The 26,752-nt window shown below is 67.2% G+C and carries 19 protein-coding genes and 2 pseudogenes; 10 read left to right on the plus strand and 11 right to left on the minus strand.

What is annotated here, in order from left to right:
* Window positions 1–66 precede the first annotated feature (66 nt).
* Window positions 67–1,122 (minus strand): biotin synthase BioB, encoded by a 1,056-nt coding sequence (gene bioB / locus ACGI6K_RS18920; RefSeq protein WP_376947991.1) that lies wholly within the window; start codon window positions 1,120–1,122, stop codon window positions 67–69.
* A 101-nt stretch (window positions 1,123–1,223) separates the two neighbouring features.
* Here bioB and ACGI6K_RS18925 point away from each other — a divergent pair, with 101 nt between their 5' ends.
* The 4 genes and pseudogenes from ACGI6K_RS18925 to dsbG all read left to right on the plus strand — a co-directional run bounded on the left by ACGI6K_RS18925 (window position 1,224) and on the right by dsbG (window position 5,036).
* The gene (locus ACGI6K_RS18925) at window positions 1,224–1,961 is read left to right on the plus strand and encodes a ComF family protein (RefSeq protein ID WP_376947992.1); all 738 of its coding nucleotides are present in this window, start codon (window positions 1,224–1,226) and stop codon (window positions 1,959–1,961) included.
* A 109-nt stretch (window positions 1,962–2,070) separates the two neighbouring features.
* Window positions 2,071–3,045, plus strand: a complete 975-nt coding sequence (locus ACGI6K_RS18930) for a serine/threonine protein kinase (protein ID WP_376947993.1) — start codon at window positions 2,071–2,073, stop codon at window positions 3,043–3,045.
* A gap of 92 nt (window positions 3,046–3,137) precedes the next feature.
* Window positions 3,138–4,015, plus strand: a pseudogene (gene rarD, locus ACGI6K_RS18935) (EamA family transporter RarD).
* A gap of 265 nt (window positions 4,016–4,280) precedes the next feature.
* A pseudogene (dsbG, locus tag ACGI6K_RS18940) lies at window positions 4,281–5,036 on the plus strand (thiol:disulfide interchange protein DsbG).
* Window positions 5,037–5,229: 193 nt separating this feature from the next.
* On the opposite strand, the gene ACGI6K_RS18945 reads toward dsbG, so the two are convergent.
* Window positions 5,230–5,748, minus strand: coding sequence for a glycine cleavage system protein R (locus ACGI6K_RS18945; protein WP_376947994.1), 519 nt, complete (start codon window positions 5,746–5,748; stop codon window positions 5,230–5,232).
* A gap of 302 nt (window positions 5,749–6,050) precedes the next feature.
* Between ACGI6K_RS18945 and ACGI6K_RS18950 the strand changes: the two genes are divergently transcribed.
* The 3 genes from ACGI6K_RS18950 to ACGI6K_RS18960 all read left to right on the plus strand — a co-directional run bounded on the left by ACGI6K_RS18950 (window position 6,051) and on the right by ACGI6K_RS18960 (window position 11,975).
* Window positions 6,051–8,222 carry a malate synthase G gene (locus ACGI6K_RS18950; protein WP_376947995.1) on the plus strand — a complete coding sequence of 724 codons (2,172 nt, stop codon included), beginning with the start codon at window positions 6,051–6,053 and terminating at the stop codon, window positions 8,220–8,222.
* A gap of 537 nt (window positions 8,223–8,759) precedes the next feature.
* Window positions 8,760–10,697: a putative nucleotidyltransferase substrate binding domain-containing protein gene (locus ACGI6K_RS18955; RefSeq protein WP_376947996.1), complete on the plus strand. Its 1,938-nt coding sequence runs from the start codon at window positions 8,760–8,762 to the stop codon at window positions 10,695–10,697.
* A 555-nt stretch (window positions 10,698–11,252) separates the two neighbouring features.
* Window positions 11,253–11,975 carry a 3'-5' exonuclease gene (locus ACGI6K_RS18960; protein WP_376947997.1) on the plus strand — a complete coding sequence of 241 codons (723 nt, stop codon included), beginning with the start codon at window positions 11,253–11,255 and terminating at the stop codon, window positions 11,973–11,975.
* Window positions 11,976–12,111: 136 nt separating this feature from the next.
* On the opposite strand, the gene katG is transcribed toward ACGI6K_RS18960, so the two are convergent.
* The gene (gene katG / locus ACGI6K_RS18965; protein WP_376947998.1) at window positions 12,112–14,310 is read right to left on the minus strand and encodes a catalase/peroxidase HPI; all 2,199 of its coding nucleotides are present in this window, start codon (window positions 14,308–14,310) and stop codon (window positions 12,112–12,114) included.
* Between the two features lie 663 nt (window positions 14,311–14,973).
* On the opposite strand from katG, the gene ACGI6K_RS18970 reads away from it, so the two are divergent.
* Window positions 14,974–15,864 (plus strand): acyltransferase, encoded by an 891-nt coding sequence (locus tag ACGI6K_RS18970; RefSeq protein ID WP_376947999.1) that lies wholly within the window; start codon window positions 14,974–14,976, stop codon window positions 15,862–15,864.
* A 4-nt stretch (window positions 15,865–15,868) separates the two neighbouring features.
* Here the strand turns inward: ACGI6K_RS18970 and ACGI6K_RS18975 are convergent, their stop codons facing one another.
* Window positions 15,869–16,618: a TraX family protein gene (locus ACGI6K_RS18975; RefSeq protein ID WP_376948036.1), complete on the minus strand. Its 750-nt coding sequence runs from the start codon at window positions 16,616–16,618 to the stop codon at window positions 15,869–15,871.
* Window positions 16,619–16,645: 27 nt separating this feature from the next.
* A complete protein-coding gene (locus ACGI6K_RS18980; RefSeq protein ID WP_376948000.1) occupies window positions 16,646–16,951 on the minus strand; it encodes a hypothetical protein in 306 nt (101 codons plus the stop codon).
* A 169-nt stretch (window positions 16,952–17,120) separates the two neighbouring features.
* Here ACGI6K_RS18980 and mdtD point away from each other — a divergent pair, with 169 nt between their 5' ends.
* Entirely contained in the window at window positions 17,121–18,542 is a 1,422-nt protein-coding gene (mdtD, locus tag ACGI6K_RS18985) for a multidrug transporter subunit MdtD (protein WP_376948001.1), read from the plus strand.
* A gap of 386 nt (window positions 18,543–18,928) precedes the next feature.
* A complete protein-coding gene (locus ACGI6K_RS18990) occupies window positions 18,929–20,833 on the plus strand; it encodes a diguanylate cyclase domain-containing protein (protein ID WP_376948002.1) in 1,905 nt (634 codons plus the stop codon).
* 14 nt (window positions 20,834–20,847) lie between these two features.
* Here ACGI6K_RS18990 and ACGI6K_RS18995 read toward each other — a convergent pair whose 3' ends face one another.
* The 6 genes from ACGI6K_RS18995 to ACGI6K_RS19020 form a co-directional block, all read right to left on the minus strand.
* Entirely contained in the window at window positions 20,848–21,537 is a 690-nt protein-coding gene (locus ACGI6K_RS18995) for a glutathione S-transferase N-terminal domain-containing protein (protein ID WP_376948003.1), read from the minus strand.
* Window positions 21,538–21,549: 12 nt separating this feature from the next.
* A complete protein-coding gene (locus ACGI6K_RS19000; RefSeq protein WP_376948004.1) occupies window positions 21,550–22,236 on the minus strand; it encodes a glutathione S-transferase N-terminal domain-containing protein in 687 nt (228 codons plus the stop codon).
* A gap of 48 nt (window positions 22,237–22,284) precedes the next feature.
* On the minus strand, window positions 22,285–22,872 hold the full coding sequence (locus tag ACGI6K_RS19005; protein ID WP_376948005.1) for a TetR/AcrR family transcriptional regulator: 588 nt from the start codon (window positions 22,870–22,872) through the stop codon (window positions 22,285–22,287).
* Between the two features lie 168 nt (window positions 22,873–23,040).
* Window positions 23,041–24,162, minus strand: a complete 1,122-nt coding sequence (ald, locus tag ACGI6K_RS19010; RefSeq protein WP_376948006.1) for an alanine dehydrogenase — start codon at window positions 24,160–24,162, stop codon at window positions 23,041–23,043.
* A 129-nt stretch (window positions 24,163–24,291) separates the two neighbouring features.
* Window positions 24,292–25,050, minus strand: coding sequence for a slipin family protein (locus tag ACGI6K_RS19015; RefSeq protein WP_376948007.1), 759 nt, complete (start codon window positions 25,048–25,050; stop codon window positions 24,292–24,294).
* 1 nt (window position 25,051) lies between these two features.
* Window positions 25,052–26,461 carry an NfeD family protein gene (locus ACGI6K_RS19020; RefSeq protein ID WP_376948008.1) on the minus strand — a complete coding sequence of 470 codons (1,410 nt, stop codon included), beginning with the start codon at window positions 26,459–26,461 and terminating at the stop codon, window positions 25,052–25,054.
* Window positions 26,462–26,752: the final 291 nt, after the last annotated feature.

Below are 26,752 nucleotides of genomic sequence, written 5' to 3' on the forward strand. Positions count from 1 at the left end.
CACCTTACGAACAGGTTTCGACCTGCGTGGGGTGGATGGCGCTTTATCCATCCAGCAAGCGAAGGATCAGGCCGAGGTGGCGTCGTAGAACAGCGCGCTGTTTTTCTGCTCGATCAACGCCTGCTCGATGGCCGCCTGGTGCACCTCGTCGGCATGTTCCTCGCGCTCCTCCGGCCTGATGCCGAGGCGGGCGAACAGGCGCATGTCCTTCTCCGCTTCCGGGTTGCCGGTGGTCAGCAGGCGCTCGCCGTAGAAGATCGAGTTGGCGCCGGCGAAGAAGGCCAGGGCCTGCATTTGCTCGTTCATCTCGGAGCGGCCGGCGGACAGACGCACGTGGGATCGGGGCATCATGATCCGCGCCACGGCGAGGGTGCGGATGAAGTCGAAGGGATCGACGTCCTCGGCGTTCTCCAGGGGAGTGCCCTTGACCTTGACCAGCATGTTGATCGGCACCGACTCCGGGTGTTCCGGCAGGTTGGCCAACTGGATCAGCAGGCCGGCGCGGTCGTCGAGGGACTCGCCCATGCCGAGGATGCCGCCGGAGCAGATCTTCATCCCCGCTTCGCGCACGTGGGCCAGGGTTTCCAGGCGCTCGGCGTAGGTGCGGGTGGTGACGATGTTGCCGTAGAACTCCGGCGAGGTGTCCAGGTTGTGATTGTAATAGTCGAGGCCGGCCTCGGCCAGCGCCTGGGTCTGCTCGCGGCTCAGGGTACCCAGGGTCATGCAGGTTTCGAGGCCCAGGGCCTTCACGCCCTTGACCATCTCCAGCACGTAGGGCATGTCCTTGGCCGAAGGGTGCTTCCAGGCGGCGCCCATGCAAAAGCGGGTGGAACCGATGGCCTTGGCCTCGGCGGCGGCCCGGATGACCTTCTGCACCTCCATCAGCTTGGCCTTGTCCAGCCCGGTATTGTGGTGGCCGGACTGCGAGCAGTACTTGCAGTCCTCCGGGCAGGCCCCGGTCTTGATCGACAGCAGGGTCGACACCTGCACGCGGTTGGGGTCGAAATGCTGGCGATGCACCACATGCGCCTGGAACAGCAGATCGTTGAACGGCAGTTCGAACAGCGCCCGGACCTCGTCGAGGGTCCAGTCGTGACGCAGGGAGGCGGCGGAGGCACTCATGGATTCTTCCTTGCAAGAAGGGCCCGAGCAGACGGGCAGGTCGGGGGCCACGACCTGCTAGAGTGCGTGGCGCCATGGCGGCATAAGTTTAGGGAAGCCCGATGCACTGTCAACCACACACATTAAGACAGGTTTACAACTGGATAAAAAACAACCAATCCTGCCTACTCTGCGACGAGCCGGCGGAAATCGGCCTGCCGCTGTGCGCCAGTTGTGAAGCCGAACTGCCCTGGCTCGGCGCGCGCTGCGCGATCTGCGCCCTGCCGCTGCCGGCGGCGGACCTGATCTGCGGCGCCTGCCAGAAGCGGCCGCCGGCCTTCGACCGGGTGGAAGCGCCCTGGCGCTACGCCTTCCCCGTCGACACCCTGATCGCCCGCTTCAAGCACCAGGCGCGCTGGCCGCTGGGCCGGCTGCTCGGCGAACTGCTCACCCGCCACCTGCAACATGTCTACGCCGAGGGCCTGCCGCGTCCCGACAGCCTGCTGCCGGTGCCGCTGGCGCAAGGCCGGCTGCGTCGGCGCGGCTTCAACCAGGCGCACATGCTCGCCCGCTGGCTGGGCCAGCCCCTCAAGCTGCCGGTGGAAGAACACCTGCTGTTGCGCCTGCACGATACCCCGGCACAACAGGAGCTGGATGCCATCGCGCGCCGGCGCAACCTGCGCGGCGCTTTCGCCCTGACCGCCCCCGCGTCCGTCGCCGGCCGCCACCTGGCGCTGGTCGACGACGTACTGACCACCGGCGCCACCGCCGAAGCGCTGGCCCGCCTGCTGCGCGCGGCCGGCGCAGCGCGGATCGACGTTTACTGCCTGGCGCGTACGCCGAAGGCGGACGGGCGCTGACCCTTCGCGGGAGGCGGCCGGCGATACGTCCACAAGGCCAATCGCCATGCCCCGATACAGCTCTCCCCTGCAACCGCTAGACTTAGGACCATAGTCCTTGGAGTGCCCCATGAGCCATCCCTTCGATTCTCTCACCCCCGATCTGGTCCTCGACGCCGTGGAAAGTCTCGGCTACCTCAGCGACGCTCGCGTGCTGGCGCTGAACAGCTACGAGAACCGCGTCTATCAGGTCGGCATCGAAGGCGGCGAACCGCTGATCGCCAAGTTCTACCGGCCGCAACGCTGGAGCGACGCGGCGATCCGCGAGGAACACGCCTTCAGCCTGGAACTAGTCGACTGCGAGGTACCGGTGGTGGCGCCGCTGTCCAGAGACGGCGAAACCCTATTCGAGCACGGCGGCTTCCGCTTCGCCCTGTTCCCCCGGCGCGGCGGCCGAGCGCCGGAGCCCGGCAACCTGGACCAGTTGTACCGCCTCGGTGGCCTGCTCGGCCGCCTGCACGCAGTGGGCGCTAGCCGGCCGTTCGAACACCGCGAGGAACTGACGGTGGCCAACTTCGGTCACGACTCGCTGAGCACCCTGCTCGATGGCGGCTTCGTCCCGAGAAGCCTGCTGCCGGCTTACGAGTCGGTGGCCCGCGACCTGCTGGCGCGCCTCGACGCTTTGTTCCGCGTGACGACCTACCGGACGATCCGCATCCACGGCGATTGCCATCCGGGCAACCTGCTGTGCCGCGACGAAACCTTCCATATCGTCGACCTGGACGATTGCCGCATGGGCCCGGCGGTGCAGGACCTGTGGATGATGCTCGCCGGCGATCGCCAGGAACGCCTCGCCCAGCTCGCCGAACTGATGGACGGCTACCAGGAGTTCCACGACTTCGACCCGCGCCAGTTGGCGCTGATCGAGGGCCTGCGCGCCCTGCGCCTGATCCACTACAGCGCCTGGCTGGCCCGGCGCTGGGACGACCCGGCGTTCCCGCCGAGCTTTCCCTGGTTCGGCACCGAACGCTACTGGGGCGAACAGATCCTCACCCTGCGCGAGCAACGGGCGGCGCTGGACGAGGAACCGCTGCGGCTGTTCTGAGGCCCCTGGAAAAACGCTGCACGAAACGGACAGACTTCCCCACGTCCCGCCCCTAGAATCGGCGACCTCGCCAATCGCCGCTGGATCACCGCATGCATGCCGCCAACCCGCACCGCGGGTATATCTCCTGGGCCTCGTCGCCTACGGGCGACGGGGTCTGTTCCCACTCTACTTCAAGGTCCTGGAAAACATCCTCACCGGGGAAATCCTGGTCCACCGGGTGCTCTGGTCGGCCCTCTGCGGGCTGCTCCTGTTGCAGCTCTGTCGGCATCCGGACTGGTGGCGGGAGCTGCGCGACAATCCCCGGCGTCTCGCCGTGCTCGCCGGCAGCGGTTTGTTGATCGCGCTCTACGTCTGGGCGGTGAACAACGGACGCATGCTGGAGACCAGCCTGGGCTACTACATCAACCCGCTGGTCAATGTCCTGCTCGGCCTGCTGCCGCTCGGCGAACGCCTGCGCCCGCTGCAATAGCTGGCGGTGAGCCTGGCGGCTCTCGGCGTGCTGCAGCGGCTCTGGCAGCTCGGCAGCCTGCCGTGGATCTCGCTGGCGCTCTCCTTCGGCTTCCACGGACTGATCCGCAAGCGGGCGCCGGTCGCCACGCTGCCCGGCCTGGTGGTGGAGACCTGGCTACCGCCGCCGGCCCTCGGCTAGCTATGGTTGCACCCGGACGCCAGCAGCGCCCAGAACGCCTTCTGGAGCACACCGCAAGCGCTCTGGCTGGCCATGGTCGGTCCCGGTCACCCTGTGCCGCTGCTCTGCTTCAATGCCGCTGCGCGGCATCTGCCCTATGCCACCTTGGGCTTTTTGCAATACCTGGCGTGGCGCCGCCCCTGGTGCTGCTCGCGGTATTCGTCTACGGCGAGCCGCTGGAACCCGGCAAGCTAGCGGCCTTCGCCTGTATCTGGCTGGGCGGCGGTCTACAACCTGGACATCTGGCGCCACCTGCAGCGACCGCCCGCCATGCCATGAACCTGTACGTTTTTCGCGCAAACCGCCGCGGACCAGGTGCCATCGGCCCTGCAGCGAGTCGTCCCAAGCTTATCCACAGAGACGTTCACGCTTGCTGTGCACAAGGGCGGGAAGCTGCTCATTTTTTGCCCATACTTCGGCAAACCCCGCTCCGCCTGGCACGGCAGCCGGGCTCCCCAGGTTATCCACAATACTGTCCAGCCGCTCTGGGGATTGCTTGCCCACCCACCCTTTTCCACATTCTCCCGCATGAGGATACCCAGCCATGATGCGTTTCGAGCGCCTTCCCCCTGCTGGCCGGCCTGAGCCTGCTGGGCCTGTCGGCGGCGGCCAGCCGCGCCGAGGAACTGCCGGCGCCGATCCAGGCGGCCGAGGCCCGCGGCGCCAAGATCGTCGGTAGCTTCGAGGCGCCGGGCGGCCTGAAGGGCTACGCGGCCCGCTACGACGGCCAGGGCATGGCCCTCTACCTGACTCCCGACGGCCAGCACGTACTGATCGGCAACCTGCTCGACGCCCAGGGCCAGGACCTGACCGGACCGCGACTGGAGGAACTGGTCCACGCACCGCTGGGCAAGGAGATGTGGGCACGCATGGAACGCAGCACCTGATCACCGACGGCAGCGCCGCAGCGCCGCGCATCGTCTACCTATTCTCCGATCCGAATTGTCCCTACTGCACCCGGTTCTGGGAGCAGGCCCGCCCCTGGGTCGAGACCGGCAAGGTGCAATTGCGCCACATCATGGTCGGCATCTTGCGCGCCGACAGCGCCGCGCTGCTTGCGGCCGAACGGCCGGAACAGGCCCTGCACGAACATGAAACCGCTGGCAAGGCCAGCACGCTCGGGGCTCTGGCGGAAATCCCGCCGCGGCTCGGCGAGCGCCTGGAAGACAACCTCGAACTGATGAATGCCCTGGGCGCGATGGCGACTCCGGCGATCTTCCACCTGGACGCACGCGACCGTCCGCAGCAGCAGGGTGCCCCGGACGCAGCGGCGCTGGCGCAGATCATGGGGCTGCGATAGCCCGCGAGTCGGGCTAGGTCCTGTTAACACTACTCGCCGCGAGCCGCGTTGCCGCGCCAAATGGCGCCAGGCCGGGCCGCGATCGGCGAGGCGCGGGACGCAGGGAATGGCATTCTCTTGCCAAGCCCGCAACGACGCATGGCGCCATTTGCCGCGCAACCCGCAGGGACGCGCGGAGTAGTGTTAACGGCCCCTAATCCTCCGGACGCAGGATCAGCTCCACCATCAGATCATCGGCCAGGGTTTCCAGGCGGCGCTGCAACTGCTCCAGCGACAGCTCCACCGGTACCGCCAGTTGGGCCTGGGCGTGGAACAGCGTCTCGCTGCTCATCGGCGCCGGCGCCACCTCGGTGTCCAGGCTTTCCAGGTTGACGCCGTGCTCGGCGAGCAGGCGGGTGATGTCGCGCACGATGCCGGGGCGGTCGTTGCCGATCAGTTCCAGTTGGACCGGGCGCCAGGCGCTGGCCGGCTCGTCGCCGCTCGGCGCCAGCAGCACGCGGATACCCTGGCTCTCCAGGTCGTGCAACGCGGCGGCGAGATCGTCATGGGCGGTCTCGGGCACGGCTACCCGCAGAATCCCGGCGAACTGCCCGGCCATGCGCGCCATGCGGCTTTCCAGCCAGTTGCCGCCATGCCCGGCGATGCACTGGGCGATCTGCTCCACCAGTCCCGGCTTGTCCCGGGCTATTACCGTCAGTACCAGATGCTCCACAGTCGTCTCCTTCTGCTGGCGAATTCGCGTCCCGTCCCGGTTGGCGGCGGACGCGCCGGGCTGCCAGACTCGTTTTTGAAGAAAATGGCCAAGGCGAACGAGGCATTCTTCGAAGTATAGACACGACGACGCCTCGCGGCCGTTTCGCACAAGCGCCGCACTTCCCCGTCTGAGTTTCGTTGTAGGTCACGCAGCAGCACAGCTTTCCCCGCGACCTTTATGTAGTATGATGCAAAAACCACTACAAAACGAACGAGCGCCGTCCCGGTGCGATCCGGAATCCAACAGAAAACGAGGCAAACATGACCGAGCGCGTTCAAGTCGGCGGCCTGCAAGTCGCCAAAGTCCTGTATGACTTCATCAATGCCGAAGCCGTCCCCGGCACCGGCGTCGATGCCGCCGCCTTCTGGGCTGGCGCCGCCGATGTCATCCACGACCTGGCGCCGAAGAATCGCGCCCTGCTGGCCAAGCGCGACGAACTGCAGGCGAAGATCGACGCCTGGCACCGGGCTCGTGCCGGCCAGGGCCACGACGCCGTGGCCTACAAGACCTTCCTGCAAAAGATCGGCTATCTGTTGCCGGAACCCGAGGATTTCGCCGCCACCACCGAGAACGTCGACGACGAGATCGCCCGCATGGCCGGTCCGCAACTGGTGGTACCGATCATGAACGCGCGTTTCGCCCTGAACGCCGCCAATGCCCGCTGGGGCTCGCTGTACGACGCGCTGTACGGCACCGACGCCATTCCCGAAGTGGGTGGCGCCGAGAAAGGCCAGGGCTACAACAAGGTCCGCGGCGACAAGGTCATCGCCTTCGCCCGCGCCTTCCTCGACGAGGCCGCACCGCTGGAAGGCGCCTCCCATGCCGCCGCCGCCGGCTATCGTATCGACGGCGATAAACTGGTCGTCGCCCTCGAAGGCGGCGGCGCCACCGGCCTGAAGAACCCGGCCCAACTGGTCGGCTTCCAGGGCGAGGCGTCCGTGCCCAAGGCCGTGCTGCTCAAGCACAACGGCATCCACTTCGAGATCCAGATCGACCCGCAGAGCCCGATCGGCAAGACCGACGCCGCTGGCGTGAAGGACGTGCTGATGGAGGCCGCCCTGACCACCATCATGGACTGCGAGGACTCGGTGGCCGCCGTCGACGCCGACGACAAGGTTATCGCCTACCGGAACTGGCTGGGCCTGATGAAGGGCGACCTGGCCGAGCAGGTCAGCAAGGGCGGCAGCACCTTCACCCGCACCATGAACCCGGACCGCGAGTACACCGCGGCGGGCGGCGGCGCCCTGAACCTGCATGGCCGCTCCCTGCTGTTCGTGCGCAACGTCGGCCACCTGATGACCAACGACGCGATCCTCGACAAGAACGGCAACGAAGTCCCGGAAGGCATCCAGGACGCGCTGTTCACCGGCCTGATCGCCCTGCACGACCTCAAGGGCGACACCAGCCGCCGGAACAGCCGCGCCGGCTCCGTATACATCGTCAAGCCGAAGATGCACGGCCCCGAGGAAGTCGCCTTCACCAACGAACTGTTCGGCCGCGTCGAGAACGTCCTCGGCCTGACCCGCAACACCCTCAAGGTCGGCATCATGGACGAGGAGCGCCGCACCACGGTCAACCTCAAGGGCTGCATCAAGGCCGCCCGCGAGCGCGTGGTGTTCATCAACACCGGCTTCCTCGACCGCACCGGCGACGAACTGCACACCTCCATGGAAGCCGGCCCGATGATCCGCAAGGGCGAGATGAAGAGCGCCACCTGGATCAAGGCCTACGAGAACTGGAACGTCGACGTCGGCCTGGCCACCGGCCTGCCCGGCCGCGCGCAGATCGGCAAGGGCATGTGGGCCATGCCCGACCTGATGGCCGCCATGCTCGAGCAGAAGATCGGCCACCCGCTGGCCGGTGCCAACACCGCTTGGGTACCGTCGCCGACCGCCGCCACCCTGCACGCCCTGCACTACCACAAGGTCGACGTGTTCGCCCGCCAGCGGGAGCTGGCCAAGCGCGAGCGCGCCTCGCTGGACGACATCCTGAGCATTCCGCTGGCACCGAACACCGGCTGGAGCGCCGCCGAGATCCAGCAGGAGCTGGACAACAACGCCCAGGGAATCCTTGGCTACGTGGTGCGCTGGATCGACCAAGGCGTCGGCTGCTCCAAGGTCCCGGACATCAACGACATCGGCTTGATGGAGGACCGCGCCACTTTGCGCATCTCCAGCCAGCACATCGCCAACTGGCTGCGCCACGGCGTGTGCAGCCTCGAGCAGGTGGTGGAAACCTTCAAGCGCATGGCTTTGGTGGTGGACCGCCAGAACGCTGGCGACCCACTGTACCGTCCGATGGCGCCGGACTTCGACGGCGTCGCCTTCCAGGCCGCCGTCGAGCTGTGCGTCGAAGGCACCAAACAGCCCAACGGCTACACCGAGCCGGTACTGCACCGCCGCCGTCGCGAATTCAAGGCCAAGAACGCCTGACCCCCTCCGGCAGGGATGCCGACCCGGAGCGCCGCGCACCCGGCCTGCTGTTTCCCCGGCAGGCCGGGTGTGCGGCGCACTCTTTTCCGCCCGCGGATGCGCCGCTACGGTCTGTTGCCGTTTCGCCGCGACCGCGCCGGAGCCGGTTTTTGCGCGGGGTTAGGCACGAGACGCGAAGTCCGGTCGTCCAGATGAGCCATCGAGTAACGACACACCGCGCAAAAACCGGCCCGGCCCTTCGGGTTGCGCGGGAAATGGTTGCCGCTGTCGTTGCAGGACTCGGCAAGGGAATGACCATTGCCTGCGTCCTGCGCAATCTCCAAAGATGGAGTGAATGCCGCAAGCCCGCCGGGAGCGGGCGCGGCCTGACCGGGAGCCATTTCTCGCGGCAACGCGGCTTGCGCCGAAACGGCAACAGACCTTGAAGCACGCTTTCCCTGTCCGTCGTCAATCCGCGCGGCCCGCTCCACCGCGCCGCGCCCACCGCCTGCGTGTCAGAATCGAAGGCGGACATCCAGCCTGCAAGGAGAACAACCGATGCGCAAGACGGACGCTTTCGCCGAAGCCGGCAAGACCGCGGTCATGCAGAACATCCAGGGCACCATGCAGTTCCTCCTCCAGTTCCCGCCGTTCGACCAGATGGAAAGCGGCCATCTAATCTATCTGGTGGAGCATTGCCGGCTGCGCTTCTACGCGGCGGGCGACTCCATCGTCAAGCCGGCGGACGGGCGGGTCGAGCACCTGCACATCGTCAAGCAGGGCCATGTCCTCGGCCAGCGTCCCAGCCTCTTTGGCAACGGCATCGACACGACCATGGAGATCGCTCCGGGCGAATGCTTCCCGATGGCGGCGATGGTCGGCGAGCGGCCGACCCGCACCGACTACATCGCCGTCGAGGACAGCTTCTGCCTGCTCCTCGAACGCCAGGCCTTCGCCAGGCTGCTGACCGACTCCGACCCGTTCCGCGACTTCGCCCTGCGCGGAGTCAGCAGCCTGCTCGACCTGGTCAACCAGCAGGTCCAACTCAAAGCCGCGAAAACCCTCGGCGCGCAGTACTCGCTGCACACCCGCCTCGGCGAACTGACCACGCGCCGCCCGGTCTTCTGCACCGGCGGCACCAGCCTGCGCGAGGCAGTGCGGCTGATGAACGAGCATCAGGTCGGCAGCCTGGTGATGGTCGACGCGGCCGAGTTCCCGGTCGGCATCTTCACCCTGCGCGACCTGCGCCAGGTGATCGCCGAGGGCAGCGGCGACCTCGAACAGCCGCTGGACGAACTGATGGTCCGCGACCCGGCCCACCTACCGCCCTCGGCCACCGCCTTTGACGCCGCGCTGACCATGACCCAACGGCACATCGCGCACATCTGCCTGGTGGAGAACGACCGCCTGGTGGGGGTGATCTCCGAGCGCGACCTGTTCTCCCTGCAGCGCGTCGACCTGGTGCACCTGGCGCGCACCATCAGCAGCGCCGGCAGTGTCGCCGCCCTGGCCGCGCTGCGCGGCGACATCGCCCGGCTGATCGACCACATGCTCGCCCACGGAGCCAGCCCGGCGCAGTTGACCCATATCATCACCCAACTCAACGACCACATCGTGAGCCGAGTGATCGAGCTGATGCTGGAGAAGCACGGCGACCCGGGCGTGCCCTTCACCTGGCTAGCGTTCGGCAGCGAGGGGCGTCGCGAGCAGACGCTGCACACCGACCAAGACAACGGCATCCTCTTCGAGGCGGCCGGCCAGGCCGAGGCCGAGACCATCCGCCAGCGCCTGCTGCCGCTGGCCCGCAAGATCAACCTGACGCTGGACGCGTGCGGCTTCAGGCTGTGCAAGGGCAACGTCATGGCCGGCAACCCCGAACTCTGCCTGTCGCGCCAGGAGTGGCTGCGTCGCTTCGGCGGCATCATCCAGTCACCGAGCGCCGAGAACCTGCTGCGCTCGACCATCTTCTTCGACCTGCGCCCGGTCTGGGGGCCGACCCGACATTGCCGCGAGCTGCTCGACGACCTGCTGGAAATGATCGCCGACAACGCCCTGTTCCAGCGCATGATGGCCGCTAACGCTATGCAGCACCGACCGCCGATCGGCCGCTTCCTGCGCGACTTCGTGGTGGCCAGCCACGGCGCCGAGAAGGACACCCTGGATCTCAAGGTGGAAGGCCTGAAGCCCTTCGTCGATGGCGCGCGCATCCTCGCCCTGGCCAACGGCATCCACGACAGCAACACCCTCGAACGCTTCCGGCAACTGGCGGCCAGGGGGGTGATCGATCCCAAGGACGCGGCATCCTACGAGGACGCCTACCACTTCATCCAACTGATGCGCATGCAGCACCACCAACGTCAGCAGCACGAAGGCCGCCCGCTCGGCAACCGCCTCGACCCCGACACCCTCAACAGCCTCGACCAGCGCATACTGCGGGAGTCCTTCCGCCAAGCGCAGCGCCTGCAGAGCCGACTGAGCGTGCGATACCAGCTTTGACTGCTCCCCGCCCTGAAGAGGCTGTCGCGAAGGCCCCACCAGGTAAAATGAGTCATACCTTCCTGAAGGCCAAGAGCAATGAGCACAGCGTCAAAGACGGTAGCGCTGGACAGTGAGCAATTCGATCTGTTCGGTGCCGCCCAAGTTCCGGACGCGAGGCCGCGGCCATGCGCGTCGGATACCGGACGCCGGTTTATCACGGGCAATGCGCAAAAGATTATGGCTCTTCATGGATTCCAGACAGTTCAGGACATCCCGTTTGACTGGGACCGGGCCGGCTAAGGCTGCGTCCCCATCGGGGCCTCTCCCAAGAGAAGTTGCCGCTATACCTGGGCTTCTTCCAGTTCGTCCACAACGTCCGGATACGGGGCAAAGGGCTGCTTCAACCCCTGCTCAGTGTCCTGCTGGCGTAACAGTCCGGAATCCATGAAGAGCCATCAAATTAATGTAAAGATAGCAACTACCTGGGAAGGAGGCAGCGAGAACAGGGGCGCCCTACGGACGCCGCGCTATCCCTCCCCGCACTCAAATTACGGGGGGTCTCGCGCAAATCGGATGAATCCGTTCGCCTTCCTATCTTCCCTGGGCATCGACAGACTGCCGCTCGACGACAACCAGCGGCGCCGCCTGCGCCGCCTGCCGACGGCACCGCACCTGGACAGCCGCCCGCTGCACACCCAGCGTTTCGTGGTGCTCGACTTGGAAACCACCGGCCTTAACGTCGAGCGCGACGTCGTCCTGTCGATCGGCGCCGTGCTCATTGAGAACGACGCCATCGACCTCTCCCGGCAGTTCGAGTGCACCCTGCGGCGGCGCCTGAAAAGCGTGACCGAAAGCGTGCTGATCCACGGTATCGCGCCCAGCGCCCTGGCCGTCGGCACCGCGCCGGCCGAAGCCTTGCTGCGCTTCATGGAATATGCCAGCGACTGCGTGTTCCTCGCCTTCCACGCCCCCTTCGACCAGCGCATGCTGAGCCGCGCGCTGAAGGACGAGTTGGGCTACAGGCTGCGCCACCCCTTGCTCGACGTCGCCGACCTGGCACCCATGCTGTTCCCCGAGGCCCTCGTCTATCCGGGCGGTCTGGATCAGTGGATACAGTATTTCGGCCTGGACATGTCCCGGCGCCACCACGCCGCGGCCGACGCCCTGGCTACCGCCGAGATCGCCCTGATCCTGTTCAACCGCGCCCGACGCACGGGCCTCGACAACATGGCCGAACTGGGCGAGCGGGCCGCCCGCTGGCAGCGTGCGCGCCGCGCAGTCCAGCACTCGCTTTGAATCTCGGCCCGGCGCCACGCGAGGGGGACAGCCCCGCGCGCGGGGAAAGGATCGAAGGGAGGGTTTCGCGAAAAGAGCCGTACCCGGCGGACGCCCGGAACCGCGGGCGCGGGAAAACCCCGTACCGTCGGCAGGATCAGGCGATGTCGAACCGGTCGAGGTTCATCACCTTGGTCCAGGCGGCCACGAAGTCCTCGACGAACTTCTTCTGCGCGTCCGCACTGGCATAGACCTCGGCCAGGGCTCGGAGCTGGGAGTTCGAGCCGAAGACCAGATCGACGCGCGTGCCGGTCCACCTAGGTTCGCCCGTCTTGCGGTCGCGCCCTTCGAACAGGTCCTTGTCCTCCGAGAGCGCCATCCACTCCGTGCCCATATCGAGCAGGTTCACGAAGAAGTCGTTGGTCAGCGTCCCCGGCGTCCCGGTGAAGACGCCATGCCGGGTCTGGCCGAAGTTGGTGTCCAGCACGCGCAGGCCGCCGATGAGCGCCGTCAGCTCGGGCGCCGTCAGGGTCAGCAATTGCGCCTTGTCGATCAGCAGGTGCTCGGCCGGCACGACGTAGCGGCCCTTGAGGTAATTGCGAAAGCCGTCCGCGATCGGCTCCATCACGGCGAAGGAATGCACATCGGTCTGCTCCTGCGCGGCGTCCGTGCGTCCTGGGACGAAGGGAACCGTCACATCGAAGCCGGCGCTCTTCGCCGCCTGCTCGATGGCCGCGCCGCCGGCCAGCACGATCAAATCGGCGAGCGAGACCTTCTTGCCGCCGGGCGCGGAGCCGTTGAACTCGGCCTGGATGCCTTCCAGGGTGTTCAGCACCTTCGCCAGTCGCTCGGGCTGGTTGACTTCCCAATCCTTCTGCGGCGCCAGGCGGATGCGCGCGCCGTTCGCGCCGCCGCGCTTGTCCGAGCCGCGGAAGGTAGATGCCGAGGCCCAGGCGGTCGATACCAGTTCGGAAACCGACAGGCCCGACGCCAGCACCCTGGTCTTGAGGACGGCGATGTCCTGCACGTCGATCAGGGGATGATCGAGCGCCGGAACAGGGTCCTGCCAGATCAGTTCCTCGGCCGGCACTTCCGTGCCCAGGTAACGGGCGCGCGGACCCATGTCGCGGTGGGTCAGCTTGAACCAGGCACGGGCGAAGGCATCGGCGAACTCGTCCGGATTCTCGTAGAAGCGCCGGGCGATCTTCTCGTAGGAGGGATCGAAGCGCAGGGCCAGGTCGGTGGTCAGCATGGTCGGCAGCAGCTTCTTCGACGGGTCGTGGGCATGCGGGATCGATGCGCCGGCTCCCTTGGCGACCCACTGGTGCGCGCCGGCCGGACTCTTGGTCAGCTCCCATTCGTAGCCGAACAGGTTCCAGAAGAAGTTGTTGCTCCATCTGGTCGGGGTGGAAGTCCAGGTGACTTCCAGGCCGCTGGTGATGGTATCGGCACCCTTGCCGCTGCCAAAGCTGTTCTTCCAGCCCAGGCCCTGCGCTTCGAGATCGACCGTTTCCGGATCGGCTCCCACATGCGCTACATCGCCAGCGCCGTGAGTCTTGCCGAAGGTGTGGCCGCCGGCGATCAGGGCGACAGTCTCCTCGTCGTTCATCGCCATGCGAGCGAATGTTTCGCGGATGTCCCTGGCGGCGGCGAGCGGATCGGGGTTGCCGTCCGGGCCTTCCGGGTTGACGTAGATCAGGCCCATCTGCACGGCGGCCAGCGGATTTTCCAGATCGCGGTCGCCGGAGTAACGGCTGTTGGGTTTGTCGCTGGTGGCCAGCCAGGTGGTTTCCCGACCCCAGTAGACGTCCTGGTCGGGCTCCCAAACGTCTTCGCGCCCGCCGGCGAAACCGAAGGTCTTGAAGCCCATCGACTCCAGGGCGACGTTGCCGGTGAGAATGATCAGGTCGGCCCAGGAAATCTTGCGGCCGTACTTTTGCTTGATCGGCCAGATCAGGCGGCGCGCCTTGTCGAGACTCACGTTGTCGGGCCAACTGTTGAGCGGAGCGAAGCGCTGCTGACCGCGTCCCGCGCCACCGCGGCCGTCGCCGACGCGGTAGGTGCCGGCGCTGTGCCAGGCCATGCGGATAAACAAGGGACCATAGTGCCCGAAGTCCGCCGGCCACCAGTCCTGCGAGTCGGTCATCAGCGTACGCAGATCCTGCTTCACGGCTTCCAAGTCGAGGCTCTTGAATTCTTTGGCGTAGTCGAATCCCTCCTCCATGGGATTGGACTTGGAGGAGTGCTGGTGCAGCAGATCCAGTCGCAACTGGTTCGGCCACCAGTCACGGTTCGAGGTGCCGCCGCCGACGGCGTGGTTGAATGGGCACTTCGTTTCACTTTTTTCACTACTCATGGTGTTACTCCTTGGTTTACCCACACGCTGTGTTTTATAGGAAAACCGACCAATGCGCGATCAACTGTATGACGGCCTCGTGAGGCCTTACAGCGTTCATCGGCCCTGCCCGATCGGCTGAAACCGAGCAACGACGGATAGGGGCATCGAACCGAAGACCGGTGCCCGGAGGTGCCGGCCTTCCGCCGCGGCTCGACCGCCGATGGGCGATGGCGCCCCGGCAGCGCGCGGGCTGCGGATGTTCTCGATAGGTTACCGGGTCTGCGCCGGCGGCGCTGCGCTGCTCGACGACGCGGCATGTCTCGCGGCCACGTCGAAGAGCATGCTCGGGGCGCCGATGCCCGCCGGGAGATGGCGAAGATTGCCCAGCGCGGCCGCGATTCGCGCCGCCAACGCTTCCCGCCTCTCGCCGATCCCCGCTAGCGGCCAGCTCTCTCTCGAGCAGATCGAAAAAGCGAGACGAAGATCGCCGGCGGCGGTCGGCCAGCTCGATAGCAGGTCACTGATACGAGAGGAAATCCCCACCGGAAATCCGACCGGCGAAATCGTCCTGGAACCGCCCTTCCGCCATCATCCCCATTCTCTGCCCGTGGAGGCATGCGGATACTGCCAGCCGCCCCGCTTCGCCCTTATGATGCCCGCCCCTGCCGACAAGGATTCTCCATGCGCCCACTGCTCACCGCCCTAGGCGTCCTTCTCCTGCTGCTGATCGACACCCTGCTGATAATCGTCCCGCTGCTGCTGCTCGCCCTGCTCAGGCTGATCCTGCCCGGCCGGCTCCTGAAGGCGTACTGCGCGCGCGGGGTGATGTGCTGCGCCGAAAGCTGGGTGGAAATCGGCAAGCGCATCTTCGCCCGGCTCCTCCCCACCGTATGGGACGTCCGCGGCAGCGCCGGGCTGCACCGCGACCGTTCCTACCTGCTGGTGTGCAACCACCAGAGCTGGGTGGACATCCCCACGCTGCTGGCAACTCTCGGCAGCCGGGTGTCCTTCTTCAAGTTCTTCCTCAAGTGGGAACTGATCTGGATTCCCTTCCTCGGGCTGGCCTTCTGGGCCCTCGACTACCCGTTCATGAAACGTTATTCCAAGGCCTACCTGGAACGCTACCCGGAGAGGCGCGGCGAGGACCTGGAGATCACCCGGCGCGCCTGCGCGCGCTTTCGCGGCATCCCGGTGACGCTGGTCAACTACTTGGAAGGTACCCGCTTTACCCCGCTCAAGCACGCCCGCCAGGCCTCGCCCTACCGCTACCTGCTGCGCCCCAGGGCCGGCGGCCTGGCCTTCGCCCTGGCCAGCCTCGGCCCGCAACTGGACGCGCTGCTAGACGTCACCCTGGTCTACCCCGGCCGGCGCGTTCCCAGATTCTGGGAGCTGATCAGCGGCCGGGTGCCACGGGTGATCGTCGACATCCGGCACCACGAACTGGACCCGGCCCTCTGGCAAGGCGACTACCAGAGCGACGCGGATTTCCGCCGCTTCGTGCAGGCCTGGGTGAGCCGCCTGTGGGAAGAGAAGGACGCGCGCATCGCCCGGTTGCACGGCGCGGCGGCCTGATCCTTCAGGTACCCTCGCGCAGCCACTCGCGCAGGCCGTAAAGCAGCAGCAAATGCCCCGGATAGAAGGCATAGGCCCAGTGCCGCAGCGGCGCTACCGGAAAGCCGGGCGCCAGTCGCAGCAGAAGCAGCCCCAGAGGCGCGGCGAGGAAACAGGCGAAGACCACCGACAGAGCGAAACGCTGTCCGAGCAGCGCATCGACATAGATCGGCGGCCAGTAGTTGGCCACCACCGCCACCCCGGCCGGCAGCAGCCAGCCCCAACGCGGGCACCGCAGGGCGAGCAGGAAGGCGGTCGGCAGGAGCACGCCGGCGGTGCCGAACATCAGCCGCTCGCCCAACGTCAGCGCCACGCCCAGGGCGACCAGGGCGAGCAGGCGCTCGGCCGGCGAGTACGGGCGCACGCCGTTGGCCAGCAGCAGGCCGAGTGCCAGGGTCGGCAGCACGTTGAAGCTGTCCGGCGCGTCGACCAGCAGCCGGTACGGCCATTCGGAGAGCAGGGCGAAAGCCAGCAGCCAGCCGCAATAGCGGGCTAGGGCCGCCCGCCGCAGCGCTTCGGGGCGGGGCCGAGCCAGGTTGACGGCGAGAATCAGGCAGAAGAAGGGAAATGCCAACCGTCCCGGCACGTACAGCCAGATCCGCTGTGGCCAGACCAGGCGCAAGTGGTCGAGCAGCATGCTGGCGAACGCCAACCACTTGAGCAGATCGAGCGCCGCATCCCGCGCCGCGGGCACTTCGGCGAGCGGCGCCGCCAATCTCAGAACCGGCACCGCCGCCGCTCCTCACTGTTGTCGGTTGAGCTGCGACAGACAACCGGTGGAAGTCTTGAGCAGACGCTCATGCATCGGCGCCGGCACCTGCTTCGCGCCCTGCAGTTCGCGCAATTCGGCGCTGCTGAACTCGACGGCGACGCGGTCGGCCGAACATTCGCAGTAGCGCCGCGCCGCTCCTTCCTCCTGGCGAGCCTTGGCGCTAGCCAGGCAGTCGCGGACGAACGCCTCGCGGGCGCCGCTGGGCCACTCGCCGGCGACCGCCGGCAGGACGCCGGCCAGAGTCAGCAGGAAAACGGACAGAGAGAGGGAACGCATCACGAATCTCCTTTTCCTCTTCGGACGAGCCCGCACAAGCGGACCCTTAAGTCATAGAAGGACATCGCCTTTCGCACAAGGCGAGCCGTTCGCGGCCGCCGCGGCGACGCGGTGGGAAATCTTCGCCGCCAGGCCCTAAACTGCACCGGCATCCAAGCCAGGACATCCCATGCCCACCGCCTTGCCACTCCCACCCCGCACCGCCCGCCTGCTGCCCTGGATCATCGCCACCGCCCAGTTCATGCCGATGCTCGACGGCACCATCCTCAACACCGCCCTGCCGACGATGGCTAGGGATCTGGCCGAGGACCCGCTGCGCATGCAGTCGGTGGTGATCGCCTACATGCTCAGCGTGGCGGTGCTGATGCCGGCCTCCGGGTGGATCTCCGACCGCTTCGGCACTCACCGGGTGTTCCTCGGCTCGATCCTGCTGTTCACCCTCGGCTCGCTGCTCTGCGCGCTCTCCGCTTCGCTGCTGCAACTGGTCGCCGCGCGGGTGCTACAGGGCTTCGGCGGCGCCTTGATGATGCCGGTGGGACGGCTGGTGGTGCTGCGCGCCTATCCGCGCACGGAACTGGTGCGGGTGCTCAGCTTCGTCACCATGCCGGCGCTGCTCGGTCCGCTGCTCGGCCCGCCCCTCGGCGGCTGGCTGGTGGAGTACGCCAGTTGGCACTGGATCTTCCTGCTCAACCTGCCGGTCGGCCTGTTCGGCTGCCTGGTCGCCGCGCGCCTGATGCCCGATCTGCGCGGGCTGCAGCGGACGCGCTTCGATACGCCGGGCTTCGCGCTGTTCGGCGCCGCCATGCTGCTGATCAGCATCGCCCTGGAAGGCCTCGGCGAATTGCATCTGCCGCACGCCCGGGTCGTGCTGCTGCTGCTCGCCGGCCTGGCCTGCCTGGCTGCCTACTGGCTGCGCGCCGTCTTCGCCGAGGCGCCGCTGTTCTCGCCCGGCCTGTTCCGTACCCACAGCTTCGCCATCGGTGTGCTCGGCAACCTGTTCACCCGCTTGGGCAGCGGCGCCCTGCCCTTCCTCACGCCGCTGCTGCTGCAGCTCGGCCTGGGCTATTCACCGAGCCAGGCGGGCATGGCGATGATTCCCGTGGCCTTGAGTTCGATGGCCATGAAGCCGCTGGCGCCCCGCCTGATCGAGCGCCTCGGTTACCGCCGGGTACTGGTCGGCAACACCCTGCTGATCGGCGCTCTGCTGGCCAGCCTGGCGCTGGTCGACGGCGACACGCCCTATGCGCTCCTGCTCCTGCACCTGGGGCTGATCGGCGCGGTGAACTCTCTGCAGTTCTCGGCGATGAACACCGTCGCCCTGATCGACCTGCCCACCCGCGACGCCAGCAGCGGCAACAGCCTGTTGTCGGTGGTGGTCCAACTGTCTATGAGCCTCGGCGTGGGCATCGGTGCCGCCCTGCTCAACGGGTTCAGTGCCGACGGCGCGGCCCAGGGCGACCCGCTGCTCGCCGCCTTCCAGGGCACCTATGTCTGCGTCGGCCTACTGGCGATGTTCGGCGCTGCCCTGTTCTTCCAGTTGCGCCCCGAGGATGGCCGCCCCGGCTGGCGGCACGACGAACTGGCGGATTAGCGACTGGCGCGATCGAACGTTCCGTTCTTCACTTAGGGCCAGCCCCGTCTAGGTCTTCGGTCGAACGTCGATCGGCCGCTCGCCGGCAAGGGGTGCAGAAGCGGATTTGTCCACGACGAACTGCAGGACGGAAGCATTGCGAACGAACTCACCGCCACCGAAGCGCTAGCGACCGCTCGCCCCCGGCGCTCGACGAGGGAAACGCCTACGACCTCGGAAGAGCCGCCGCCAGCCGTCGAGGCTTGCGCTTTGCAGTGGCCGCGAATACCGGGCAACGGTCCCGAAAGGATTCGGCGAAGCCCACGAGGGCAACGGCCGGCACGACCCCGGCTTCGCCCGACGATCGATCGAGCCAGCCTTGAGCAGCCAGGAGGAGCGCATCATCGATGGCTTTGTCAACATGTAGGAGTCAGGGAGCGGGCGAACGCTTTCCGCGTTGGCGCATCTGTATACGTCTCGCCCTACTGCTGGGCCTACTGTACGGGGCCGCGCCGGCGATCGCGGGCCGGCAGGACGAGCCCGTTGCCCTGCGCCTTGACGGCAGCGAACGGTCGCTGGACCTGCGTCCCCACCTGCAGTTGCTACACGACCCCGGCGGCCAGCTGCAGGCCGAGGAGGTCATGGCCGGCGGCCAGGCGTTCGCTCCGGCGACCAGTGGCTACGATCTGAACTTCGGCTACACCCGCGACATCGTCTGGCTGCGCCTGGATCTCGAATCGCGGGCGAAGGAAGTCCGCGAGTGGCAGATCGAGTTCATCTACCCTTCCCTCGACCGCATCGAGCTGTTCGGCCTCGGCGAAGCCCCCCTGCTGGGCGGCGACCGGGTACCCGCCGAACAGCGCGACAGCCCCCACCTGTCGCCGGCCTTCAGCGTGCGCCTGGCTCCCGGCGAACAGCGCAGCCTGTTTTTCCGCGCCCAGTCGAGCGGCACTCTGACCCTGGACGCACAGATCTGGGAAAGCGCCGCCTTCGCCCGCCACAGCCGCCTGACACTGATGTTGCAGAGCGGCTACATAGCCATGCTGGCCGCCCTGTGCAGCTACAACCTGCTGCTGTTTTTCGCCCTGCGCGAACGTAACTTCCTGCTCTACGTATTGTTCGCCGCCAGCCTCGGCGGCGGCATGCTCGCCCAGTCGGGGCTCGGCGCCCAGTACCTGTGGAGCGACGGCAGCGAGCTGGACAATCGCGCCCTGCCGTTCTTTCTGGGTCTCGCTCTGGCCCTGGGCACCCTGTTCACCCGCGAATTCCTCGATACCCGTCACGCCCTGCCGCGCTGGCACAAGCTGCTCGGCCAAGCCTGCGCCGTGTATTTCGGGATGACCCTGGGCAGCCTGCTGCTACCGGTCGACCGGGCGCTGCAGACACTCTCCGTGATCAGCATCGTCGGCATCCTGCTGTTGCTCGCCTGCGGCCTGGCCGGCTTGCTGCGGCGCTCGCCGGGCGCACGCATCTTCGTGCTCGCCGAGCTGGCGTTGATGGCCGGGGTAGTGCTCATGTCGCTGCGCAACTTCACCCTGCTGCCGAGCAATCTGGTCACTGCCAACAGCGTCCAGTTCGGCTCGGCGCTGGAGATGCTACTGCTCTCCTTCGGCCTGGCGGCCCGCCTGGGGGAGCTCAAGCGCCTCAAGCTGGAGGCCCGCGAGGCCGTCCTGCGCAGCCAGCAGGAAGCCCTCAGGACCCTGCAGGAACAGGAGCGTCTGCTCGAACAGCGAGTGGCCGAGCGCACCGCCGCCCTCGCCGAGGCCAACGCGCGCCTCAGCGCCATCGCCCTGCAGGACCCGCTCACCGGCCTGGCCAACCGCATCGGCCTGAACCAGCGCCTGACCCAGGCCTGGCAGCGCGCCCAGCGCAAGCAGGAACTGCTCGCGCTGATCCTGATCGATCTCGACGGTTTCAAGGCGATCAACGACCGCTACGGACATGCCGCCGGCGACCAATTGCTGCTGCAAATCGCCGGACGCCTGCAGGCCAGCGCCCGTGCCACCGACCTGGTGGCGCGGCTGGGCGGCGACGAATTCGTGCTGGTCTGCGAGGCCATCGGCTCCGAGGAGCAGGCCCACGCCCTGGCCGAGCGCATCCTCCACTCGCTCGGCCAGCCGGTGCATCTCGGCGATGTGCAGGTCAGCCTGAGCGCCAGCATCGGCATCAGCATCTGCCGCGGGCAGAGCCACGAAAAACTGCTGCGCGAGGCTGACCAGGCGATGTACCGGGCCAAGGCAGGCGGACGCAGCCGCATCCACCGGGCCGACAGCGACCCGCCGCCGCTCGACCCGGCCTACCGGCCGGGCTGAGCGGCGCTCCCGGCTCAGCGCTCCTGACCGAACAGCACTCGACGCGCCTCGGCGGTGAGCAGCGCGCCGGGGTCGGCGTTGACCTGTCCGGCCAGGGCGTAGGCGCGTTGCACCGCCGGCCGCGCGGCCATGCGTTCGAGCCAAGCGGCCATGGCGGGGAAGTCCTCGATGCGCTGGCGCTGCCCCTCCCAGAGCTCGGCCCAAGGGTAGATCGCCATGTCGGCGATGGAGTAGTCGCCGGCCACGTAGTCGCGGCCCTGCAACTGACGGTCGAGCACGCCGTACAGGCGCGTGGTCTCCTTCACGTAGCGCTCGATGGCGTAGGGAATCGGTTCCGGCGCATAGCGGACGAAGTGGTGGTTTTGTCCGGCCATCGGCCCCAGCCCGCCCATCTGCCAGTACAGCCACTGCAATACCTGAAAGCGCGGACGGGTTTCCCGGGGCAGGAAGCGCCCGCTCTTGTCCGCCAGATATTCGAGGATGGCGCCGGACTCGAACAGCGCCAGCGGCTCGCCGCCGTCGTCCGGCGCATGGTCGACGATTGCCGGAATCCGGTTGTTCGGGGCGATCCGGAGGAACTCCGGGGCGAACTGCTCGCCTTTGCCGATGTTCACCGGGCGCAGGCGGTACTCCAGTCCGGTTTCCTCGAGAAAGAGGGTGATCTTGTGGCCGTTGGGGGTGGTCCAGTAGTAGAGATCGATCATTGACGTGCTTCCTCAGTCGTTGGTGGCGCGCCGCACCGCTCCCTGGCGTGCCTCGCAGAAAGCTAGCAGGCGGCGGAACCAGTCGCCGCTCGGCGAATCCCCGGCCCAGGGCTGCTCGCCCAGGGTCCAGGCCCAGAAGAAGAAGCCGCCGATCAGGTAATCGGCGCCGGCCGGCTCCGCCCCGTCCAGCCAGGGCTGCCCTTTCAGCATGGCGTCGAGCGGCTGCAGCGCCCGCGCCAGTTGCGTCTGCCCGGCGTCGCGGTCGGCGAAGGCCTCCAGGGACATGCCCAGGCTCTTCTCACGGCTCTGGCGGAAGTAGTCGCGGTCCGACGGATCGATGCTGGCCAGCACGCGCGGCAGCAGCAGGCGAACCAGCGCCGGACGCAGGTCCTGGCCGATCAGCAGGTCGATCAGCCGCAGGCGGCTTTCGCCCAACGCGCCGCCGAGCAGAGCGGGCTGCGGATAACGCTCGTCCAGATAGCGGAAGATCGCCAGACTGTCGTGGAGCGTGGTCTCGCCATCGCGCAGCACCGGTACCAGCGTCTGGCCGGAGAAGGCCAGGGCCTCCTTGTCGGTGAAACGCACCGAACGGCTGACGAAATCCAGCCCCTTGTGCGCCAAGGCCAGGCGTACCCGCCAACAATAGGGGGAAAACAGCACTTCGGGGGAACTCCCACGAAGCTCGTACAGTTCGCGCATATCCATCTCCTTTTATCGGGACTTATCAGTCCAAAAATAGGCGAATCTTCACCGCAGACACCCCAGGGCCACCTCGATCGTCGCGCGCAGGGCCTCGACCGAGTCACCCGCCTTGCGCTGGGTGCGCAGGCCGCTCATCACGCACAGCAGGTAGCCGGCCAGCACTTGCACATCGGCCGCCGCATCCAGCTCGCCGCAATCCTGGGCGCGCCGCAGGGCCTCGACCAGCATCTGGCGCAGCCCCTCGACCCCGCTGCGCAGCAAGGCGGCGATCTCCGCGTCGGCTTGGGAAAACTCGCTGGCCACGTTAACCAGCATGCAGCCGCGCGGTGCCTCGCCGGCGCACTCCTCTTCCAGGGCGCAACACAGCCAGCCACGTAGGAACTCGCGCGGCGAGGCGGCCGCCTGCAGGCGCTCGCGCAGTTCGCGACGGCGCTGGGCGCAGTAATGGCACAGCGCCGCCGCGAACAGGGCGCGCTTGCTCGGATAGGTCTGGTACAGGCTGCTCTTCGACAGGCCGGTCGCCGTCAGCAGGTCCTGCAGCGAGGTGGCTTCGTAGCCGTGCCGCCAGAACACCTGCATGGCCTGTTCGAGCATCAGTTCCGGGTCGAAGGTACGAGGGCGTCCACGAGTCATGGGGCAAATTTAGAACTGATCGGTTCATAAATCAAACAAAGCGCAAAACCTTCGGTGGGAGGAGCGGATTCATCCGCGATACGGAATGTGCCTGAATCGTGGATGGATCAATGCGCTCCTACCCTCGTCCGTCTCGCCGTCAGCGTGGCCGGAGCGATTCGCCGCCGCTCACAACCGCGCCAGCAGCTCGACGGCATTGCGGTACGGCAAGCCATGGGCTTCGGCCACGCTGGCGCAGGCGAGCTGGCCGCGCGTCAGGTTGAGGCCGTCGCGCAGGTGCGGATCTTCCTCCAGGGCGCGGCGCACGCCCTTCTCCGCCAAGGCGACGACAAACGGCAGGGTCGCGTTGTTCAGCGCCAGGGGCGAGGTGCGAGCCACGGCGCCGGGCATGTTCGCCACGCAGTAGTGCACCACGCCATCGACCACATAGGTCGGCTCGGCGTGGCTGGTCGGATGCGAGGTCTCGGCGCAGCCACCTTGGTCGATGGCCACGTCCACCAGCACCGCGCCGGGCTTCATCCGCGCGACCATTTCCGCGCCGATCAGCTTGGGCGCTGCCGCGCCGGGGATCAGCACGGCACCGATCACCAGATCCGCCGCCAGCACCTGCTCGCGCACCGCCGCCCCCGTGGCGTACAGGGTGGCGATACGGTTGCCGTAACGGGCGTCCAGCCGGCGCAGGACCTCCAGATCGCGGTCGAGCACGGTGACGTCCGCGCCCAGGCCGACGGCCATGGCCAGCGCCTGGCTGCCCACCACCCCGCCGCCGAGGATCGCGACCTTGCCGGCCGGCACCCCAGGCACTCCGCCGAGCAGCACGCCGCGCCCGCCCTGGGCCTTTTCCAGGCAATGGGCGCCGGCCTGGATCGCCATCCGCCCGGCGACCTCGGACATCGGCGCCAGCAACGGTAGGCGGCCCCAGGCGTCGCTGACCGTCTCGTAGGCGATGCAGGTGGCCCCGCTGGCCAGCAGATCATCGGTCTGCGCCCGGTCCGGGGCCAGGTGCAAGTAGGTGAATAAGGTGTGGTGCGGGCGCAGACGAGCGCGCTCCTCGGCCAGCGGCTCCTTGACCTTGACGATCAGTTCGGCTGCCTCGTAGAGCGCCGCGCCGTCCGTGGCGACGCGCGCCCCGGCGGCCCGGTAGTCCAGGTCGGCGAAGCCGATCGCGGCGCCGGCCCGGCTTTCGACCCAGATCTCGTGGCCGAGAGCGCTTAGCTCGGCCACCGAGGACGGCGTCAGACCGACCCGGTATTCGTGGTTTTTGGGTTCCCTGGGTACCCCGATACGCATGGCTGTCTCCTCGCCCTACGGGTATTGCCTGTCGTTTCCCGCCCGTCCCGCGCCCTCGAATACCCACCACATGCGGACCCGCTGCCTTCAGGAAAGCGGCCTTTGCCGGCGCCCGCCGGCGCAAGCGCTCTACATCTCCCGGTCCCGCTCCTTGAGCCCTTGCAGCAGCTCGATGGGCAGCGGAAAGACGATGGTCGAGCTTTTGTCGCTGGCGATAGCGCCCAGAGTCTGCATGTAGCGCAACTGCATGGCGCCGGGCTCGCGGCCGAGCATGGCGGCGGCCTGCATGAGTTTTTCCGAGGCCTGCAGCTCGCCCTCGGCGTGGATCACCTTGGCCCGCCGCTCGCGCTCGGCCTCGGCCTGTCGGGCGATGGCGCGAATCATCGATTCGTCGAGGTCGACGTGCTTGATCTCGACGTTAGCCACCTTGATGCCCCAGGCGTCGGTCTGCGCATCCAGCACCTGCTGGATGTCGCTGTTGAGCTTCTCGCGCTCGGCCAGCATGTCGTCCAGTTCGTGCTTGCCGAGCACCGCGCGCAGGGTGGTCTGCGCCAACTGGCTGGTCGCCGCGTGGTAGTCCTCGACCTGGATGATCGCCTTCTGCGCATCGAGCACCCGGTAATAAATCACCGCGTTGACCTTCACCGACACGTTGTCGCGGGAAATCACGTCCTGGGTCGGCACGTCGAGCACTATGGTGCGCAGATCGACCCGCACCATCTGCTGGATGCCCGGAACGATCAGGATCAGCCCCGGCCCCTTGACCTTCCAGAAGCGGCCAAGCTGGAACACCACGGCGCGCTCGTATTCGCGCAGGATGCGGAACGCCGACAGCAAGAGCGCCACCAGCATCACCAGGATGAAGCCGAAACTCAGTTCGAAGCCCATGTCAGCCTCCTTCTGAAGTGGGTTGCTCGGCCGCCGCCACCTCCAGCAGCAGCCCCTGGCGGGCCACCACGCGCACCGCCTGACCCGACCGCAGCGGCTGCGGACTGCGCACCTGCCAACGCTCGCCCTGCAATTGCACCCAGCCGGCCCGCGGATCGCCGGCCTCGACCGCGATCACCGCCGTCAGGCTGCCGACCAGCCCGGCATCGCCGCTCTGCACCTCGCGCCGGCGCGCCTTCAGCGCCATGCCGACGATGAAGGCGATCAACCCCGCGCTAACCACCGCCAGGGTCACGATCAAAGGCAGCGGAATGCCGAAGCCGGGCACCTCGGTATCGATCAGGATCAATGCGCCGATAACGAAGGCCACTACCCCGCCGATGCCCAGCACGCCGAAACTGGGCAGAAATGCTTCGGCCGTCATGAAGGCGATGCCGAGCAGGATCAGGCCGACCCCGGCGTAGCTCACCGGCAGCAACTGCAAAGCATAGAGGGCGAGGATCAGGCAGATGGCGCCGAGCACCCCGCCGAGGCCGAAGCCGGGGCTGGAGAACTCGAAGAACAGCCCGTAGACGCCGAGCATCATCAAAATCAGCGCCACGCTGGGATTGGTGATCACCGCCAACAGCCGGGTGCGCCAGTCCGGCTCGTGGAAAACCAGCTCGGCGCCCGCGGTCCGCAGGGTCACCATGCCCTCGGCCACCGCATGGCGCTTGCCATCCAGTTGGCGCAGCAGGTCCGGCAGGTCGGTGGCCTGATAGTCGATCACCTTCAGTTCCAACGCCTCCCGTGCGGACAGGCTGACCGCCTCGCGCACCGCCTGTTCGGCCCACTCGACGTTGCGCCCACGCAACTGGGCGAGACCGCGGATATAGGCGGCGGCGTCGTTGATCTGCTTGCGGCTGAGGGTGTCGGCCGGCTCACCGCTGGGCGCCGGCTCGTCGCCGGCCTTGTCGCCCTTGTCCGCCGGCGACGAGCGGCCCGGCTGCTGCGGCGGCGTACCGGGCATGCCGCCGATCTGCACCGGGGTCGCCGCGCCGAGATTGGTGCCCGGCGCCATGGCGGCGATATGGCTGGCGTAGAGGATGTAAGTGCCGGCGCTGGCCGCCCGCGCACCGCTCGGCGCCACATAACTGGCCACCGGCAACGGGCTGGCGAGGATCGCCTTGATGATCGCGCGCATCGAGGTGTCCAGCCCGCCAGGGGTATCGATGCGCAACACCACCAACTGCGAGCCCTCCTGCTTGGCACGGGATAGGCCGCGAATCAGGTAGTCGGCGCTGGCCGGACCTATCACCCCTTCCACCGTCAACACCGTGACCGGCGAAGGAGCAGCGAAGACCGGCAGCACGGCCAGCAGCAGCGACGACAGCGCCAGGGCCCGGCGCAGGCAACGGGCGAAAGCGGGCATGGGCTCCCCGACAAAGGCGTGTGGATCAGAAAAGGATAGACGAGGGCCGGAGCGACCCGGACGCTACCGACCGGCACATGAGAAAAACCCTCTGCATCGGCACCGCAAAAATGCGACGAACACCGGAATCCGCTCCGGGAACGGTGCCAGTCCGGGCAAATGGCTATCGTCTTCGCATCCGGTTCACAAACACCACGGGCGGAAGGAGATCGATCGTGAAAACCGGCTCATCACCGCTATCGGCGAACGGTGCGGCCAGCATCCGAACCTGCCGCTAGAACTCACCGACAA

It is taken from the genome of Azorhizophilus paspali (assembly GCF_043587585.2).
GTDB lineage: Bacteria > Pseudomonadota > Gammaproteobacteria > Pseudomonadales > Pseudomonadaceae > Azotobacter > Azotobacter paspali.

Excerpts from the sequence above, each read along its gene's own strand:
- bioB (WP_376947991.1), bottom strand. The coding sequence starts at position 1,122 with ATGAGTGCCTCCGCCGCCTCCCTGCGTCACGACTGGACCCTCGACGAG.
- ald (WP_376948006.1), bottom strand. The coding sequence starts at position 24,162 with ATGCGTATCGGGGTACCCAGGGAACCCAAAAACCACGAATACCGGGTC.
- mdtD (WP_376948001.1), top strand. The coding sequence starts at position 17,121 with ATGCCCACCGCCTTGCCACTCCCACCCCGCACCGCCCGCCTGCTGCCC.
- ACGI6K_RS19000 (WP_376948004.1), bottom strand. The coding sequence starts at position 22,236 with ATGCGCGAACTGTACGAGCTTCGTGGGAGTTCCCCCGAAGTGCTGTTT.
- ACGI6K_RS18955 (WP_376947996.1), top strand. The coding sequence starts at position 8,760 with ATGCGCAAGACGGACGCTTTCGCCGAAGCCGGCAAGACCGCGGTCATG.
- ACGI6K_RS18970 (WP_376947999.1), top strand. The coding sequence starts at position 14,974 with ATGCGCCCACTGCTCACCGCCCTAGGCGTCCTTCTCCTGCTGCTGATC.
- ACGI6K_RS18990 (WP_376948002.1), top strand. The coding sequence starts at position 18,929 with ATGGCTTTGTCAACATGTAGGAGTCAGGGAGCGGGCGAACGCTTTCCG.
- ACGI6K_RS18980 (WP_376948000.1), bottom strand. The coding sequence starts at position 16,951 with ATGCGTTCCCTCTCTCTGTCCGTTTTCCTGCTGACTCTGGCCGGCGTC.
- ACGI6K_RS19005 (WP_376948005.1), bottom strand. The coding sequence starts at position 22,872 with ATGACTCGTGGACGCCCTCGTACCTTCGACCCGGAACTGATGCTCGAA.
- ACGI6K_RS19020 (WP_376948008.1), bottom strand. The coding sequence starts at position 26,461 with ATGCCCGCTTTCGCCCGTTGCCTGCGCCGGGCCCTGGCGCTGTCGTCG.
- katG (WP_376947998.1), bottom strand. The coding sequence starts at position 14,310 with ATGAGTAGTGAAAAAAGTGAAACGAAGTGCCCATTCAACCACGCCGTC.
- ACGI6K_RS18925 (WP_376947992.1), top strand. The coding sequence starts at position 1,224 with ATGCACTGTCAACCACACACATTAAGACAGGTTTACAACTGGATAAAA.
- ACGI6K_RS18960 (WP_376947997.1), top strand. The coding sequence starts at position 11,253 with ATGAATCCGTTCGCCTTCCTATCTTCCCTGGGCATCGACAGACTGCCG.
- ACGI6K_RS18995 (WP_376948003.1), bottom strand. The coding sequence starts at position 21,537 with ATGATCGATCTCTACTACTGGACCACCCCCAACGGCCACAAGATCACC.
- ACGI6K_RS18950 (WP_376947995.1), top strand. The coding sequence starts at position 6,051 with ATGACCGAGCGCGTTCAAGTCGGCGGCCTGCAAGTCGCCAAAGTCCTG.
- ACGI6K_RS18930 (WP_376947993.1), top strand. The coding sequence starts at position 2,071 with ATGAGCCATCCCTTCGATTCTCTCACCCCCGATCTGGTCCTCGACGCC.
- ACGI6K_RS19015 (WP_376948007.1), bottom strand. The coding sequence starts at position 25,050 with ATGGGCTTCGAACTGAGTTTCGGCTTCATCCTGGTGATGCTGGTGGCG.